This window comes from Pseudomonas sp. AF03-9 (genome assembly GCF_020515815.1).
Lineage (GTDB): Bacteria > Pseudomonadota > Gammaproteobacteria > Pseudomonadales > Pseudomonadaceae > Aquipseudomonas.
In genome coordinates this window covers 169,599-184,348 of sequence record NZ_JAHPJF010000006.1, presented here as the reverse complement: position 1 = coordinate 184,348, position 14,750 = coordinate 169,599, and the positions used below count along the sequence as shown (strand labels likewise).

12 protein-coding genes are annotated in these 14,750 nt (G+C 63.2%); 6 read left to right on the top strand and 6 right to left on the bottom strand.

The annotated features are described in order from the left end of the window. Nucleotides 1–26 precede the first annotated feature (26 nt). Nucleotides 27–653 carry a thiamine phosphate synthase gene (gene thiE / locus LIY36_RS11875; RefSeq protein ID WP_226455799.1) on the bottom strand — a complete coding sequence of 209 codons (627 nt, stop codon included), beginning with the start codon at nucleotides 651–653 and terminating at the stop codon, nucleotides 27–29. Between the two features lie 18 nt (nucleotides 654–671). Next, the gene (locus LIY36_RS11870; protein ID WP_192299017.1) at nucleotides 672–1,469 is read right to left on the bottom strand and encodes a hydroxymethylpyrimidine/phosphomethylpyrimidine kinase; all 798 of its coding nucleotides are present in this window, start codon (nucleotides 1,467–1,469) and stop codon (nucleotides 672–674) included. Nucleotides 1,470–1,744: 275 nt separating this feature from the next. On the opposite strand from LIY36_RS11870, the gene LIY36_RS11865 reads away from it, so the two are divergent. From LIY36_RS11865 to LIY36_RS11850, 4 genes are all read left to right on the top strand, one after another. Then, nucleotides 1,745–4,114, top strand: a complete 2,370-nt coding sequence (locus LIY36_RS11865; RefSeq protein ID WP_226455798.1) for a hybrid sensor histidine kinase/response regulator — start codon at nucleotides 1,745–1,747, stop codon at nucleotides 4,112–4,114. Between the two features lie 90 nt (nucleotides 4,115–4,204). Next, nucleotides 4,205–5,857, top strand: a complete 1,653-nt coding sequence (locus LIY36_RS11860; protein ID WP_226455797.1) for an acyl-CoA dehydrogenase family protein — start codon at nucleotides 4,205–4,207, stop codon at nucleotides 5,855–5,857. A gap of 182 nt (nucleotides 5,858–6,039) precedes the next feature. Then, a complete protein-coding gene (amn, locus tag LIY36_RS11855; RefSeq protein WP_192299014.1) occupies nucleotides 6,040–7,512 on the top strand; it encodes an AMP nucleosidase in 1,473 nt (490 codons plus the stop codon). A 70-nt stretch (nucleotides 7,513–7,582) separates the two neighbouring features. Then, nucleotides 7,583–8,218: a pseudouridine synthase gene (locus LIY36_RS11850; RefSeq protein WP_226455796.1), complete on the top strand. Its 636-nt coding sequence runs from the start codon at nucleotides 7,583–7,585 to the stop codon at nucleotides 8,216–8,218. Here LIY36_RS11850 and LIY36_RS11845 read toward each other — a convergent pair. Together LIY36_RS11845 and LIY36_RS11840 are read right to left on the bottom strand one after the other, a co-directional pair. Next, nucleotides 8,213–8,422 (bottom strand): DUF2788 domain-containing protein, encoded by a 210-nt coding sequence (locus LIY36_RS11845; RefSeq protein ID WP_025999909.1) that lies wholly within the window; start codon nucleotides 8,420–8,422, stop codon nucleotides 8,213–8,215. The two genes, LIY36_RS11850 and LIY36_RS11845, sit on opposite strands and share 6 nt — an antisense overlap. A 197-nt stretch (nucleotides 8,423–8,619) precedes the next feature. Continuing rightward, nucleotides 8,620–9,099, bottom strand: a complete 480-nt coding sequence (locus tag LIY36_RS11840) for an Lrp/AsnC family transcriptional regulator (RefSeq protein WP_017735654.1) — start codon at nucleotides 9,097–9,099, stop codon at nucleotides 8,620–8,622. A gap of 415 nt (nucleotides 9,100–9,514) precedes the next feature. Here LIY36_RS11840 and LIY36_RS11835 point away from each other — a divergent pair, with 415 nt between their 5' ends. Beyond that, nucleotides 9,515–10,594, top strand: a complete 1,080-nt coding sequence (locus tag LIY36_RS11835; protein ID WP_226455795.1) for a DUF6515 family protein — start codon at nucleotides 9,515–9,517, stop codon at nucleotides 10,592–10,594. Here LIY36_RS11835 and LIY36_RS11830 read toward each other — a convergent pair. Both LIY36_RS11830 and LIY36_RS11825 read right to left on the bottom strand, forming a co-directional pair. Further along, nucleotides 10,591–11,484, bottom strand: coding sequence for a cation diffusion facilitator family transporter (locus tag LIY36_RS11830; RefSeq protein WP_226455794.1), 894 nt, complete (start codon nucleotides 11,482–11,484; stop codon nucleotides 10,591–10,593). The genes LIY36_RS11835 and LIY36_RS11830 overlap by 4 nt on opposite strands. Before the next feature lie 14 nt (nucleotides 11,485–11,498). Beyond that, nucleotides 11,499–11,918 carry a polyribonucleotide nucleotidyltransferase gene (locus LIY36_RS11825; protein ID WP_192299011.1) on the bottom strand — a complete coding sequence of 140 codons (420 nt, stop codon included), beginning with the start codon at nucleotides 11,916–11,918 and terminating at the stop codon, nucleotides 11,499–11,501. A 215-nt stretch (nucleotides 11,919–12,133) separates the two neighbouring features. Between LIY36_RS11825 and hrpB the strand changes: the two genes are divergently transcribed. Continuing rightward, a complete protein-coding gene (gene hrpB / locus LIY36_RS11820) occupies nucleotides 12,134–14,641 on the top strand; it encodes an ATP-dependent helicase HrpB (protein WP_226455793.1) in 2,508 nt (835 codons plus the stop codon). Nucleotides 14,642–14,750: the final 109 nt, after the last annotated feature.

The following is a 14,750-nucleotide window of genomic DNA, read 5'->3' as shown; positions in this document are numbered from 1 at the left end:
GGGCTCTCTGAAGTCAGACTTGCTTTCTATTTAAGGCGCAGAAGGGCGTTGAAGGCGCGGGCGCGGCGTGTCACTTCCTGGGTGCTGTCGGCACCGAACAGGCCGTGGACCACCGCCAGCAGGTCGGCACCGTGGGCCACCAGCGGTTCGGCGTTCTCCAGGGTAATGCCGCCGATCACGCAGATCGGCACCTGCAACTGCGCGCGGGCCTGGGCCAGCATTTCAACGGTGGCCGCCGGGGCGCCGGGCTTGGTGTTGGAATTGAAGAAGCGGCCGAAGGCGACATAACTCGCGCCTTCTTTGGCGGCCTGCTCGGCCAGTTCGATCTGGCCGTGGCAGGTGGCGCCGATGATCGCCTTGGAACCGAGCAGCGCACGGGCCGGAGTCAGCGGGCCGTCGGTCTGGCCCAGGTGCACGCCGACGCCCAGGCGCGCGGCCAGTTCGGCGTCGTCGTTGATGATCAACTGGGTCTTGTAGCGCGAGCACAGTTCGCGCAGCTTTTCCGCTTCACGCAGGCGGCGGGCTTCGTCGCTGCTTTTATCGCGGTACTGCAGCAGGGTCACGCCACCGTCCAACGCCGCTTCGACGTAGGCGAGGAATTTGCCGGCCAACAGTTGGCTGTCGGTAATGGCATAAAGGCCACGTAGTTTCATCGGGCAGGTTCCTTGGTCTTACGAGCAGAAATCCAGCGGCAATCGGCGCGGTACGAACTGGCCCTGGCCGAGTTGTTCGGCGTCACGCAGGGTGCGCCAAGTGTAGTTGAGGGCCGATTGCACGGCACTGACCAAACCTTCGCCCTGGGCAATCCGCCCACTCAGTGCACTCGCAAGCGTACAGCCCGAACCGTGATAACTGCCCGGCAGACGCTGGCAGGTAAAGGTCTGCTGCGTGCCATCACGGCTATATAGGCGGTTGTGTACTTCATGCTCATCGCCATGGCCGCCGGTGATCAGCAGGTGCTTGATAAACGGCAATAGCTTCGCGGCGCATTCATCCGCCGTACCTTCGGGCAACTCGGCGAGGATGCGGGCTTCAGGCAGGTTCGGCGTGGCGATCAGCGACAGCGGGAACAAACGCTCGCGCATCGCATAACCGACCTCGTCCTTGCCCAGGCTGCCGCCGCCACCGGCGCGCAGCACCGGGTCGCACACCACTGGCAGGTGCGGGTGCGCCTGGAGCAGCTCGACCACGGTGTCGACCATCGCGGTGGAACCGAGCATGCCCAGCTTGACCGCCGCGACTTCGGAATCGCCAAGCACGGCATTGGCCTGGGCCAACACCCACTCGCGGTCGAGTACGCGGAAATCGCTGACATTGACCGTGTTCTGCACGGTCAAGGCGGTGACGGCCGGAGCCGCATGGCAACCCTGGGCGAGCAGGGCTTCGATATCTGCCTGCAGGCCGGCGCCACCACTGGGGTCATGGCCGGAGAGACAGAGGACAACGGGGCGAGAGCTGTAGATATTCATGGTGCGCGAGCTTACCACCAAACGCTTTTTGCGTGGCTGTCTGGCGATGGCTGAATTTTGCTGCGGTAATGACGCTTTTCTGGCGCTGGTCTTGCCGGATAAAACGTGCCGAAAGGCCCGTGCTAGAGCCTCCGTAAAAATTAATTACATGGTGTCCAATGGCCTTTAGCGGCTATGCTAGAGTGGATCCAAATTACTAACAGTATCGCCGGTATACGTCTTCTCAAAAGGAATGGGGGGCTTTTGACTAACCGGACAGGCCACGCTGGGGCTCTATGCGCTATTTTTTCATTCTACTGTTGTGCGGGCTGCCGCTGTTCGCCAACGCCATCGGGTTCAACCAGGACACGCGAAGCCTGCCCCTGGGCCGAGTGATGCAAGTCCTTGAAGACCCCACCGATGCCCTCACTATCGCCGAGGTCAGCTCCCCCGCCTACGCCGCACAGTTCAAGCCCCATGACAAAGCCACCCTGAATGCCGGTTACTCGCGCTCGGTGTTCTGGCTCAAGGTCGACCTGCATTATCAAGCCAAGGACCCGCGCGCGCCGCGTACGTGGTTTCTGGAGTTGGCCTACCCGCCGCTCAACCACCTGGACCTGTACCAGCGCGACAGCACCGGCGCCTACCGCCTGAGCACCCGCACCGGCAGCGCGCTGCCGTTTTCCAGCCGTGAAGTGCGCCAGAGCAACTACCTGTTCAAGCTCAACTTCGTGCCCGACCAGCAGGAAACCCTCTACCTGCGCCTGCAAAGTGAAGGTTCGATCCAGGCCCCCCTGACCCTCTGGGCCGGCACCGCCTACCTGGAAGAACAACCGCTGCGCCTCTATATCCTCGGCGCGATCTACGGCGTGCTGCTGGGGATGCTGATCTACAACCTGTTCATCTACCTGAGCGTGCGCGACACCAGCTACCTCTATTACATCCTCTATATCGCCTCGTTCGGCCTGTACCAGTTGTCGGTCAATGGCGTGGCCGTGGAGTACTTCTGGCCGGACAGCCCGTGGTGGACGAATGCCGCGGTGCCGTTTCTGATCGGGTCGGCCGCGCTGTTCGGCAGCTTGTTTGCGCGCAGCTTCCTGCATACCGCCCAGCACAGTCGCTGGCTTGACCGGATCTTGCTGGCGCTGGCCGCCTGTGGCGCGCTGGTGATGGCGCTGGCCCTGCTGACCAGCTACGCCGTGGCCCTGCGTCTGGCCACCGGCTTGGCGCTGGTGTTCACCGTGACCATCTTTATTGCCGCGATCAAGGCCTGGCTGTGTGGCCAACGCATGGCGCGCTATTTCATCATCGCCTGGTCGGCGTTCCTGCTCGGCGGGGTGGTCAACACGATGATGGTGCTGGGTTACCTGCCCAACATCTTCCTGACCATGTACGCCAGCCAGATCGGCTCGGCCATCGAAGTGGCGCTGCTGTCCCTGGCCCTGGCGGATCGCATCAACGGCATGCGTGAGCAGCAAGCGCAGATCCTGTTCGATGCCAGCCAGAAACTCGAAGTGCTCAACCAGCAACTGGCCCGCAGCAACCGGCTCAAGGACGAATTCCTCGCCACCCTGACCCACGAATTGCGCACCCCCATGAATGGCGTGATCGGCTCCCTCGAACTGATGCAGACCGTGCCCCTGGGCGACGACCTCGCGCATTACCAGCAAACCGCCGCCGGTTCGGCGCGGGACATGATGCGCATGGTCAACGGCATCCTCACCCTCACCGAACTGCAAGCCGGGCGCCTGAGCGCCCAGCCGCAGGTGTTCAGCCTGCGCGGTGTACTCGATACCCTGCGCCAGCAATTCAACGCCAGCGCCCAGGGCAAGGGCCTGGAGTTTTCGATTGATGTGGCGGATGAACTGCCGGACCGAGTGCTCGGCGATGCCGACAAACTGACCCAGTGCCTGGGTTGCCTGCTGGACAACGCCTTCAAGTTCACCCATCAGGGCGCCGTGCGTCTGCGCGTGGTCGGTATGCCGGATAGCAGCGGTGCGTTGCGCTTGAGCTTTATCGTCACCGACACCGGCATCGGTTTTGCCTTTCTTGACGAGGCCACGCTGTACCAGCGCTTCTTCCAGCTCGACGGTTCGACCACCCGTGAGTACGGCGGCCTGGGCATTGGCCTGGCGATCTGCCGACAGTTGACTGAGTTGCTGGGCGGGCGCCTGACCCATCATTCCGAGCCGCGCAAGGGTAGCCGCTTCCAGTTGGAGGTGGAGGTCAGCCCGGTGCCGTCCGAACCGAAAAAAGCGCCCGACCGACAGCGCTGCCCGCAGGACTGCACGGTACTGCTGGTGGACGACAACAGCGTCGGCCAACTGGCGGTGCGCGGCATGCTGCTCAAGCTCGGCTACCGGGTCAAAACCGTGGACACCGGCGCGGCGGCATTGGCGGCCTTGCAGGCGGACAGCTTTGATGCGGTATTGTTGGATGTGCCTGAAGGCGGTTTCTCGTTGTGCTGTCAGATTCGTGCACTGCCCGGTTGCGGTGAATTGCCGGTGATTGCGCTGAGCACGTCGTTGAATGTGTCGGACCGTGAGCGGTGCCATGGCATCGGCATCACCGACCAGCTGGGCAAGCCGGTGCGTTTCGACGCGTTGCAAGCGGTGCTGGAGCGTCGTGTGCTGTGCCAGGTCGAGGGCGAAAGCGCCGGACATTAGGCGCCTATGCCACTTTTTTAAGCGCAGAGCCGGTGCTTAACTGAAATTCAGGCCGCTGATGACCGTGGCCTTTTTTCCAGGAGGCCCGTCATGAACCTGCATCAATTCGCCGAAACCCACGACGTCACCAACCAGCCGCCCTCCCTGGACGGCACCAACCTGTATCGCATCGACCTGCCTCTGCAAGACTGGTCGCGCCGCTTCGGCGCCGGCTGGGCAGAGACGCGCCTGGATGCCTACGGCGCGCTGGCCGGTGGACCACTGATGGCGGCCGGTTTCCTGGCGAATCAGCACAAGCCGGAGTTCAGCAGCCATGACCGTTATGGCCATCGCATCGACACTGTGACGTTTCATCCGGCGTACCACGAACTGATGCGCACCGCCGTCGAGCATGGCCTGCCGTCGCTGCCGTGGGCACACCCGCAGCCCGGCGCCCATGTGGCCCGCGCTGGCTTGACCTACTTGCATAGCCAGGCCGAAGCGGGCACCGGTTGCCCACTGACCATGACCTTCGCCTGCGTCCCGGCCCTGCGCTTGCAGCCGGACTTGGCTGACATCTGGTTACCGAAAATCCTCAACACCGAATACGACCCGCGCAACGTCGGTATCGCCCACAAAGGCGGTGCCACCATCGGCATGGCCATGACCGAGAAACAGGGGGGCACCGATGTGCGCGCCAATACGACCCGCGCCTACCCGGTGGGCGCCGGTGGTCCTGGCCAGGCGTATGAACTGGTGGGTCATAAGTGGTTCTGCTCGGCGCCGATGTGCGATGGGTTCCTGACCTTGGCCCAGACCGACAAGGGGCTTACCTGTTTCCTACTGCCCCGGCACCGTCCGGATGACACGCGCAACGAGTTTTACATCCAACGTCTGAAGAACAAACTCGGTAACTGCTCCAACGCCTCCAGCGAAGTGGAGTTTCGCGGCGCCCTGGCCTGGATGGTCGGCGAAGAAGGTCGTGGCGTACCGACCATCATCGAAATGGTCGCCATGACCCGTTTCGATTGCATGGTCGGTTCCAGCGCGCTGATGCGCCAGGCGCTGACCCAGGCCAGCCATCATTGCGCCCATCGTACGGTGGGTGGCCGCCTGCTCAGCGAGCAACCGCTGATGCAAAACGTGCTCGCCGACCTGGCCCTGGAAAGCGAAGCCGCGCTGGCGTTGAGCATGCGCATGGGCGGCGCGCTGGATCATCTGGATGATGCGCGGGAAGCCAAGTTCGCCCGGCTGGTGACGGCGGTGGGCAAGTATTGGATCTGCAAGCGTGCGCCGGCGATGATCAACGAAGCAGCCGAATGCATGGGCGGTGCGGGGTATGTCGAGGACAGTATCCTGCCGCGTCTGTACCGTGAGGCGCCGGTGAATTCAACGTGGGAAGGTTCCGGCAACGTGCAGTGCCTGGACGTGTTGCGTGCGTTGTCGAAGGAGCCGGGAGTGTTGGAGGCGCTGTTCGTCGAACTGGGGGATGGGCATGGCGATAAATTGTTGGCGCGGCATGTTGAACAATTGAAAGCGGCGTTCATGGACACCCAGGACATTCAGTACCGTGCGCGGCAACTGACCGAGGACATCGCCGTGGCGTTGCAGGCCAAGTTGTTGCTGGAGGCGGGAAATGCGGCGGTCAGTGATGGGTTTATTGCCAGCCGGTTGGGTGAGTCGTCCGGGCGGGTGTATGGCACCTTGCCGCGTGGGGTGGATGTGGAAGCCATCGTCGCCCGCTCCACCCCCCAATCTCTCTGACAGCACTGGGCCAAAATGTGGGAGCCGGCTTGCCTGCGATAGCGGTCTGTCAGTCAAATCACTGCTGACTGACCCACGGTAATCGCAGGCAAGCCAGCTCCCACATTGAATGCATTCCAACTCCGCTGTTTCAGTGGCGCTGGGATACAGGCAAGATAAAGGCCTGCACGTCAGAACACAGGATGCTTACCGTGACCGAAGCTTTTGTTGTCGTTCAATCCGCCGAAGAAGCCGTGGACCGGCTGGCGGCCCTGCATGAGCGTGCTACCGGCGCACTCAACAGAGCCCTCAAGCAATACCTCAAGGACCGCGTCGAACCCGACGCCGAACAACGCGCGCTGTTCCGCTACCCGGAACTGCGCCTGACCTACCACTGCCACGGCGAAGTCCCACAGACGACCCGGGCGTACGCCAAGGTCCAGTTGCCTGGAACCTACAGCGTCACCGTGACCCATCCCGCCGCGTTCCGTAAGTACCTGCTGGAGCAACTGGTGCCGCTGATGCACGACTTCACCGTGACGGTGGAAGTGGGCGTCAGTGAGCAGAACATCCCGTACCCGTACGTGGTGGAGCAGGGCGACGAACTGGCCGGCTCCGGCGTGACTGCCGCGACCCTGGCCCGCGTGTTCCCGAGCACCGACCTGTCGGCCGCCACCGATGGCATCGCCGATGGCCTCTACGACTGGGAAAACACCGACCCGCTGCCGTTGGCACTGTTCGATGCGGCCCGCGTGGACTTCTCCCTGCGCCGGCTGGTGCACTACACGGGCAGCGACTGGCGCCATGTGCAGCCGTGGATCCTGCTGACCAACTACCACCGCTACGTTGACCAGTTCATCCTGCATGGCCTGGAACAATTGCGCAGCGACCCGCGTTTTATCCGCATGGTGCTGCCGGGCAACGTGGTGATCGACAAGGCCATGGACCATGGCGAAGCGTCGGCGATTGCCGCAGGCGTGGTCTGGCACCGCTATCAGATGCCGGCCTATCACCTGCAGGCCAGCGACGGCCACGGGGTGACCCTGGTGAACATCGGCGTCGGCCCGTCCAACGCCAAGAACATCACCGACCACCTTGCCGTGCTGCGTCCGCATTGCTGGCTGATGATCGGCCACTGCGGCGGCCTGCGCCAATCCCAGACCATCGGCGACTACGTATTGGCCCACGCCTATATGCGCCGCGACGGGATTCTCGATCGTGTGGTGCCGCCGAACATTCCGATCCCGGCCCTGGCCGAGGTGCAAATGGCGCTGCAACAAGCGGCCGCCAATGTCACTGGCGAAAAAGGCGAAGAGCTGAAAAAACGCCTGCGCACCGGCACCGTACTGACCTACGACGACCGCAACTGGGAACTGCGCTGGGCCCAGGAACGGCCGCTGATCAACCTGTCCCGCGCCGTTGCCGTGGACATGGAAAGCGGCACCATTGCCGCCCAGGGTTATCGCTTGCGGGTTCCGTACGGCACCCTGCTGTGCGTATCGGACAAACCGCTGCACAGCGAAATCAAGCTGCCGGGTTCGGCCAACGCGTTTTATGAGCGTGCAGTCAGCCAGCACTTGAAGATCGGCATCGCCGCGGTGGATTTGCTGCGCACCGAACTCAACTCACTGCACTCGCGCAAACTGCGCAGCTTTGACGAGCCGCCGTTCCGCTAAGCGGTTGGGATGGTCATTTAACGGTCAGGCCACTAGCATTGTTGGTCCTGACCGTTAGATGTTCCTTGCCATGTCCCGTCCCACCCGTCCCGATTCGCGTCGCCCAGGCGTGAAACCCCCGTATTGCGCCGCACGGCGTGTCGCCAAGGCGCCACCGGCCGTGCCGAAGCTGATCCTGTTCAATAAGCCCTTCGACGTGCTGACCCAGTTCAGCGACGAAGGCGGGCGCACGACCCTCAAGGATTTTATCGACATCCCCGGCATCTACCCGGCGGGTCGCCTCGACCGTGACAGTGAAGGTTTGCTGCTGCTGACCAATGACGGCCAGTTGCAGGCGCGCATTGCCGACCCCAAGCACAAACTGGCGAAAACCTATTGGGTGCAAGTGGAAGGCGAGCCGACCACCGAGCAACTGCAACGCCTGCGCGACGGCGTGGAACTCAATGACGGCATGACCTTGCCTGCCCAAGCCCGGCAGTTGGACGAGCCCGAATTATGGCCGCGCAACCCGCCGGTACGCTTTCGCAAAAGCGTGCCCACGACGTGGCTGGAATTGGTGATTCGTGAAGGGAGAAATCGTCAGGTTCGGCGTATGACCGCAGCGGTGGGCTTGCCCACGTTGCGTCTGGTGCGTGTACGAATTGGCGATTGGTCGATCGACGGCCTGGATCAAGGCCAATGGAAGGAAGTGCCGGCGCGCCTATAGGGCGCCGGACTCGATCAGGCCGATCACCACGCTCTTGATGATGAACGCGGCCACGCCCAGGCCCAGTACGAAAAACAGGATGAACGAGCCAAAGCGTCCGGCCTTGGATTTCTTCGCCAAGTCCCAGACGATAAAACCCATGAAAATGATCAGGATCGTGACCAGGCCGGTCATCATCCATTCTTCAAACAGGGCGGGGTCGATGTTGTTCATGGGGGCATTTCCGACAAAGGCAGGCGGGGGAGTATAAGGCAGGGGCGCAGGCACTACATTGATCTGCGTCGAGCGCGGTCAAAATGTGGGAGCTGGCTTGCCTGCGATAGCATCACCTCGGTTTTGCTGACACACCGAGTTGCCTGCATCGCAGGCAAGCCAGCTCCCACATTTGTTTAGTGGTGATCTCAGGTTCTCAGGTGAGTCAGCGGCAACTCAGTGCTATTGAGCACTTGGTTCAGCACAAAGCTGGAACGCACGCTGGTCACGCCGTCGATGCGGGTGAGATGCCCCAGCAGCAGTTTCTGATAGTGATCCATGTCCGGCACCACCACCTTCAACTGATAGTCGGCATCCATCCCGGTGACCAAGCTGCATTCCAGCACCTGGGGCAGGGTGCGGATCGCCGCCTCGAAGTTCTCGAAACGCTCCGGTGTATGTCGGTCCATGCCGATCAGAACGTAGGCCGTAAGGCTAAGGCCAAGCATCTTGCGGTCGAGCAGGGCGACCTGGCGGGCGATGTAGCCGTCGTCTTCCAACTGCTTGACCCGGCGCGAGCACGGCGAAGGCGACAAGCCGATGCGTTCGGCCAACTCCTGGTTGGAGATCCTCGCGTCGCGCTGCAATTCCGCCAAAATACTCAGGTCGTATCGGTCAAGCTTGCTCATTGGGTTGGCCTTTGTCGTAACTATTGCGGTGAATTATCCATGAAGGGTTAAAAATTGCGCAAGCACTGTTTATTGACGCAATCTTCGCAATCATCTGCCGGGCGCTAGCAGGTATCTTTATCAACAGAATCACCGCCTGGACAACAGTCCAAAGCAGCTCGCCCAATCAGGCCCGCTGCGGCCGCCACCCCAGCAGGGTTGAGTTGGCCTCCAGGCTGCACACTGTCCACAAGACGGCGTGAGGTGAGCCAACGTCAAAAGCGTTGAGCACGGACGAAGTTCTCAAGGGGTGGCCGACGGGTCACCCCTTTTCTTTTGCCCACGAAAATACTTCTCGTGACTGATAACCTGTCTCAGAACCGGGCCGCGCTTTTCCAGTCTCATGGACAGGCCCCAATCCGCAGTGAGGAATAGCATGAAGCGCATCTGGCGTTTGACAGGTGTAGGTTTGCTGATGGTCGCCGTGGGCGCCCACGTGATGGCCGACGAGCGTGATAACACACCGCGTCCTGAAGGCGGTGGCCAGCATGAGCGCGGCCAGGGCGGCGGCCGACAGCAGGGCAATGAACCGCCACGCCCGCAGAACAATGCGCCACGGCCGGAGAATAACCAGCCACGGTCAGAGAACAATCAGCCGCGCCAACAGAATCCGCATTTTGAACAGCACAGTGGCCAGAACGACCACTGGCAAGGTCGTCAGCCGGGCAATGAACCGAGCCGGCCGGTGCAACAGCCACAGCCGTCGAACAACCTGCCGATCCAGAGCCGTCCCGATACCGTGCGCCAGACCCAGGAGCCGCGTCAGGGCAATTACCGCGACATCCCTCGCCGCAACGACGGCAACCCACACTGGGAGGCCGGCGGCCCCGGGTCGCGTCCGGGTTACAACGGCGGTGGTTACAACAATAACCGGCCTGGCGATAACCATTGGCCCGGCCGCCCCGATGGCCACGGCAATGGCTGGGGCCCAGGCCCGCAGCATCGCCCGGGGTATGTCATCGACCGCTTCCCCGACCGCCACTACCGCGTGCCTTACCGTGGCCAGGACTATTTCTTCTCCGGAGGTTACTGGTATCGCCCGCAAGGCCCGCGCTACGTGGTGGTGACGCCGCCTTACGGCATCCGCGTGCAATATCTGCCGGACTACGCGCGGGAAGTGTGGGTGGGCAGCGCGTTGTTCTTCCTCGCGGCCGGTGCCTATTACACCTATGAAAGCAGCACCCAGCAGTATGTGGTGGTGCAACCGCCGACCGAAGTCCCGGTCGCCCAGCCGGCGCCCCAGGGCAACGGGTATGACGTGGTGGCGTATCCCGCCAACGGCCAGTCACCGGCCCAGGTGCAGCAGGACGGCTACGACTGTTACCGCTGGGCCGTGCAGCAAAGCGGCTTTGATCCACAGCAAGTCACCTATGCCCCCGACCCGGCGGTGGTGCAAACCTACCGCCAGGCCCAGGGCAACTGCCTGAGCAGTCGCGGCTATCAGGTGCAGTACTAGGCCTTGTTGCCGGTGACCACTTCCTGCGGGTCGGCGTGCACCAGCACTTCGGCACGCGGGTAGGCGTCGTGAATGGCATCGGCGGCCCTGTCGCTGATGGCGTGGGCCACGGACAAGGTCAACTCCCCCGGCAACTCCAGGTGCAACTGCACAAACCAGTGGTTGCCCGAAATGCGCGTGCGCAAGTCATGCGCGCCCAACACCCCCGGCACGCCACGGGCCAGTTCCAGCATGTGCTGGCTGACGTCCGGCGGCAGCTCTTCATCCATCAACACCGCAAAACTTTCCCGGGCGATATGGATGGCGCTCCACAGGATATAAACAGCGATGCCCAAGCCAAACCAGGCATCCACCTGGTGGTAGCCAAATGCCGCGAGCCCCAGGGCTACCAGGATGCTGCCATTGAGCAACAAGTCCGAGCGATAGTGCAGCGAGTCGGCGCGCACTGCGTTGGAGCCGGTTTCGCGCACGACCCGGTGTTGCAGCATCAGCAAGGCCACGGTCAGCAGCAGGGAAAAGATGATCACCCCAATGCTCAACCACGGCGCACCGACCGGTTCCGGGTGCTGCAAGCGTTCATACGCCTGCAGCGCAATCAACACCGCACTGCCGCCGATAAACAGCGCCTGGGCCATGCCTGCCAGTGATTCGGCCTTGCCATGGCCGTAACGGTGATCGTCATCGGCCGGTCGCAGGGCGTAATGCACCGCGAGCAGATTCAGCAGTGAGGTCACCCCGTCCAGCAACGAATCGGTCAACCCGGCGAGCATGCTCACCGAGCCGCTGAGCCACCAGGCGATGGCCTTGGTGATAATCAACGCACACGCCACGCCCACCGAGGCGCGGGTAGCCAGGCGCAGAAGCCTGGCGTGTTCGGGACTGCTGGTCATAGGCGGGTCGAACCTCAGGCGGCGGGTTTTAGGCCGAGGGAGGCGAGTTGCTGCACGCTACCCTTGAACTGGATCAGGCGCGGGTCGTCCAGCGGCAGGTTGCGGCCGGTTTCTTTCTGGATGATGGATTGCAGCTTGGCGTTGTCGACCTTGCCGTCGGCGCCGATGGCTTCGTGCAGCTTCTCGGGGGCCACCTGGGCGGTCTTGCCCGGTTCGAAGTAGATCGCGCCGGTGGCGAAGTCCACACCGAAGGCGATTAGGCCGGGGATCACATAGAACAGCAGGCCCACGGCATCGAGTACGGCAATCGCCGGGTCGATCTTGCCGTCGATCTGGCCACGGCGGTCCGGGTAGAAGATCGAACCGCAGGCCGTCAATTGGCTCAGCAGGGTGACGGCGAGGACACCGCCGATGACACGGGAAGCGATACGCATGGGGAATCTCCTGAATACGATTGATACGGGACTATAAGCGACGAAGATCCAGTGTGGGAGCGGGCTTGCTCGCGAATGCGGAGTATCAGTCGCCTATCCATCAACTGACAGACCGCATTTGCGAGCAAGTCCGCTCCCACATTTAACCGTTTCTGTGACCATCACCGGTACTCGGCAGTTCGCCGTTATACTCGCCGCTCTGCTTTGGAGCCAGTATGAATTCGTTGCCCATCGATGATGTTTTACCCGCCCTGCGTGACGCCTTGGCGAATCGCCATGAAGCCGTGCTGGAAGCACCGCCCGGCGCCGGTAAAACCACCTGTGTGCCCTTGGCCCTGTTGAACGAACCGTGGCTGGCCGGGCAAACCATCCTGATGCTCGAACCACGCCGCCTCGCCGCCCGCGCGGCAGCCGAGCGGCTGGCCAGCGAGTTGGGCGAAAAAGTCGGCGAGACGGTCGGCTATCGCATCCGCCTCGACAGCAAGGTCGGCCCCAACACCCGTATCGAAGTGGTCACCGAAGGCATCCTCACGCGCCGCCTGCAGGAAGACCCGGCACTCGACGGCGTGGGCCTGCTGATCTTCGACGAGTTCCACGAGCGCAGCCTCGACGCCGACCTCGCCCTGGCCCTGAGCCTCAACGGTCGCGAACTGTTTCGCGATGAGCAGCCGCTGAAAATCCTGCTGATGTCCGCCACCCTTGAAGGCGAACGCTTGTCTGTGCTGTTGGACAACGCGCCGATCCTGCGCAGCGAAGGGCGCATGTTCCCGGTACAGATGCGCTGGGGCCGGCCGTATCAGGCCGGGGAGTTCATCGAGCCGCGCGTGGTGCAGACGATCCTTGACGCGCTGCACGATGAAAGCGGCAGTGTGCTGGTGTTCCTGCCCGGTCAGGCGGAGATTCGGCGGGTCAACCAGCAACTGGCTGACGCCCTCGCTGAACGCAGCGATGTGCTGTTATGCCCGCTGCACGGCGAACTCGACCTCAACGCGCAGCGCGCGGCCATCGACCCGGCGCCCGCCGGCAAACGCAAAGTGGTGCTGGCCACCAACATCGCCGAGACCAGCCTGACCATCAACGGCGTGCGCGTGGTGATCGACGCCGGGCTGGCGCGGGTGCCGCGTTTCGACCCGGGCAGCGGCATGACCCGTCTCGACACCCAGCGCATTTCCCGCGCCAGTGCCACCCAGCGCGCCGGTCGGGCAGGGCGCCTGGAACCGGGAGTGTGTTACCGCTTGTGGTCCGAAGACCAGCACGAGGGCCTCGCCGCCTACGGCAGTGCAGAAATCCTCGCCGCCGACCTCGCCGGCCTCGCCTTGCAACTGGCGCGTTGGGGCGTCACGCCTACGCAACTGGTCTGGCTGGATGTGCCGCCCACCGCTGCGTACGCCCAGGCCCAGGATTTGCTCGAACGTCTCGGCGCCTTGAATGACGACACACTCACCGCTCACGGCCAGAAAATGGCCGAGCTGCCGGCCCACCCGCGCATCGCCCATTTGCTACTGCGCGGGCAGGACCTGGGGCTGGCGGCCACCGCGTGTGATGTCGCCGCGCTGTTGGGCGAGCGCGACATTTTGCGCGGTGGCGGCGCGGATCTGCACAGCCGCCTGGCGCTGCTGTCCGGTGAAGAACGCGCACGCGGTGGCCAGGGCGGCGTGCAACGGGCCAGGCAACTGGCGCGCCAATACCGTGGCTACCTGAGGGGCCAGGCCAGGCAGGCAGTGGCCGACCCCGACCACCCGCGCTGGCTCGGCGCCTTGCTGGCGCTGGCCTACCCGGACCGCGTCGCCCAGCAACGTCGCCCCGGTGGCGCCGAATACCGCCTGGCCAACGGCCGCGCCGCGTTGTTTGCCGAGGCTGACAGCCTGATGAAACAAGCCTGGCTGGTGATCGCCGACCTCGGCAGCCGCCAGGGCCAGCGCGAAGAACGCATCTACCTCGCGGCGGATTTTGATCCGACGCTGTTCGACACGGTGCTCGCCGAGCAAGTGCGCAACGTCGACCAACTCGACTGGGATGAACGCGAAGGCGTGCTGCGCGCCGAGCGCCAGCGCAAAGTCGGCGAACTGGTGCTGAGCCGCGAGCCGCTCACCGGCCTCGACGAATCTGCGCGCAGCCAGGCGCTGGTCAACCTGGTGCGACGCAAAGGCCTTGAGTTGCTGCCGTGGACCCCCGAGCTGCGCCAATGGCAAGCCCGCGTCATGCTGCTGCGCCACCTCGACGCCGGCAAACCCAGCGAATGGCCAGACATCAGTGACAGTGCCTTGCTCGCCAGCCTCGAACACTGGCTGATGCCGTACCTGGGCAAAGTGTCGCGCTTGAGCCACTTCGCCAACCTGGATATTTCCAGCTTCTTGCACAACCTGCTGCCCTGGCCGCTGCCCCAGCGCCTGGACGAATTGGCACCGCAGCATGTGAAAGTGCCGTCGGGCTCGTCGGTGCGTCTGGACTACAGCGAGCAGCCGCCGATTCTGGCGGTGCGCTTGCAGGAACTGTTTGGTCTGGCGGATACGCCGCGCATCGCCGGCGGGCGTCAGGTGGTCAAGCTGCACCTGCTGTCCCCGGCGCGACGGCCGGTGCAGGTGACGCAAGATCTGGCGAACTTCTGGCGCAGTACCTACGCCGAAGTGAAGAAGGATCTGAAGGGCCGCTATCCGAAACACTACTGGCCGGATGACCCGTTGGTAGCCGAAGCCACCGCCCGCATCAAACCGCGCAAATAAAATCTGTAGTGAGCGGGCTTGCCCCGCGCCGGGTGGCGAAGCCGCCCCAAATGGTCCGCCGCGGTGTTTCAGGGAGACCGAGGTGCCATGGGATTGGGGCGGCTTCGCC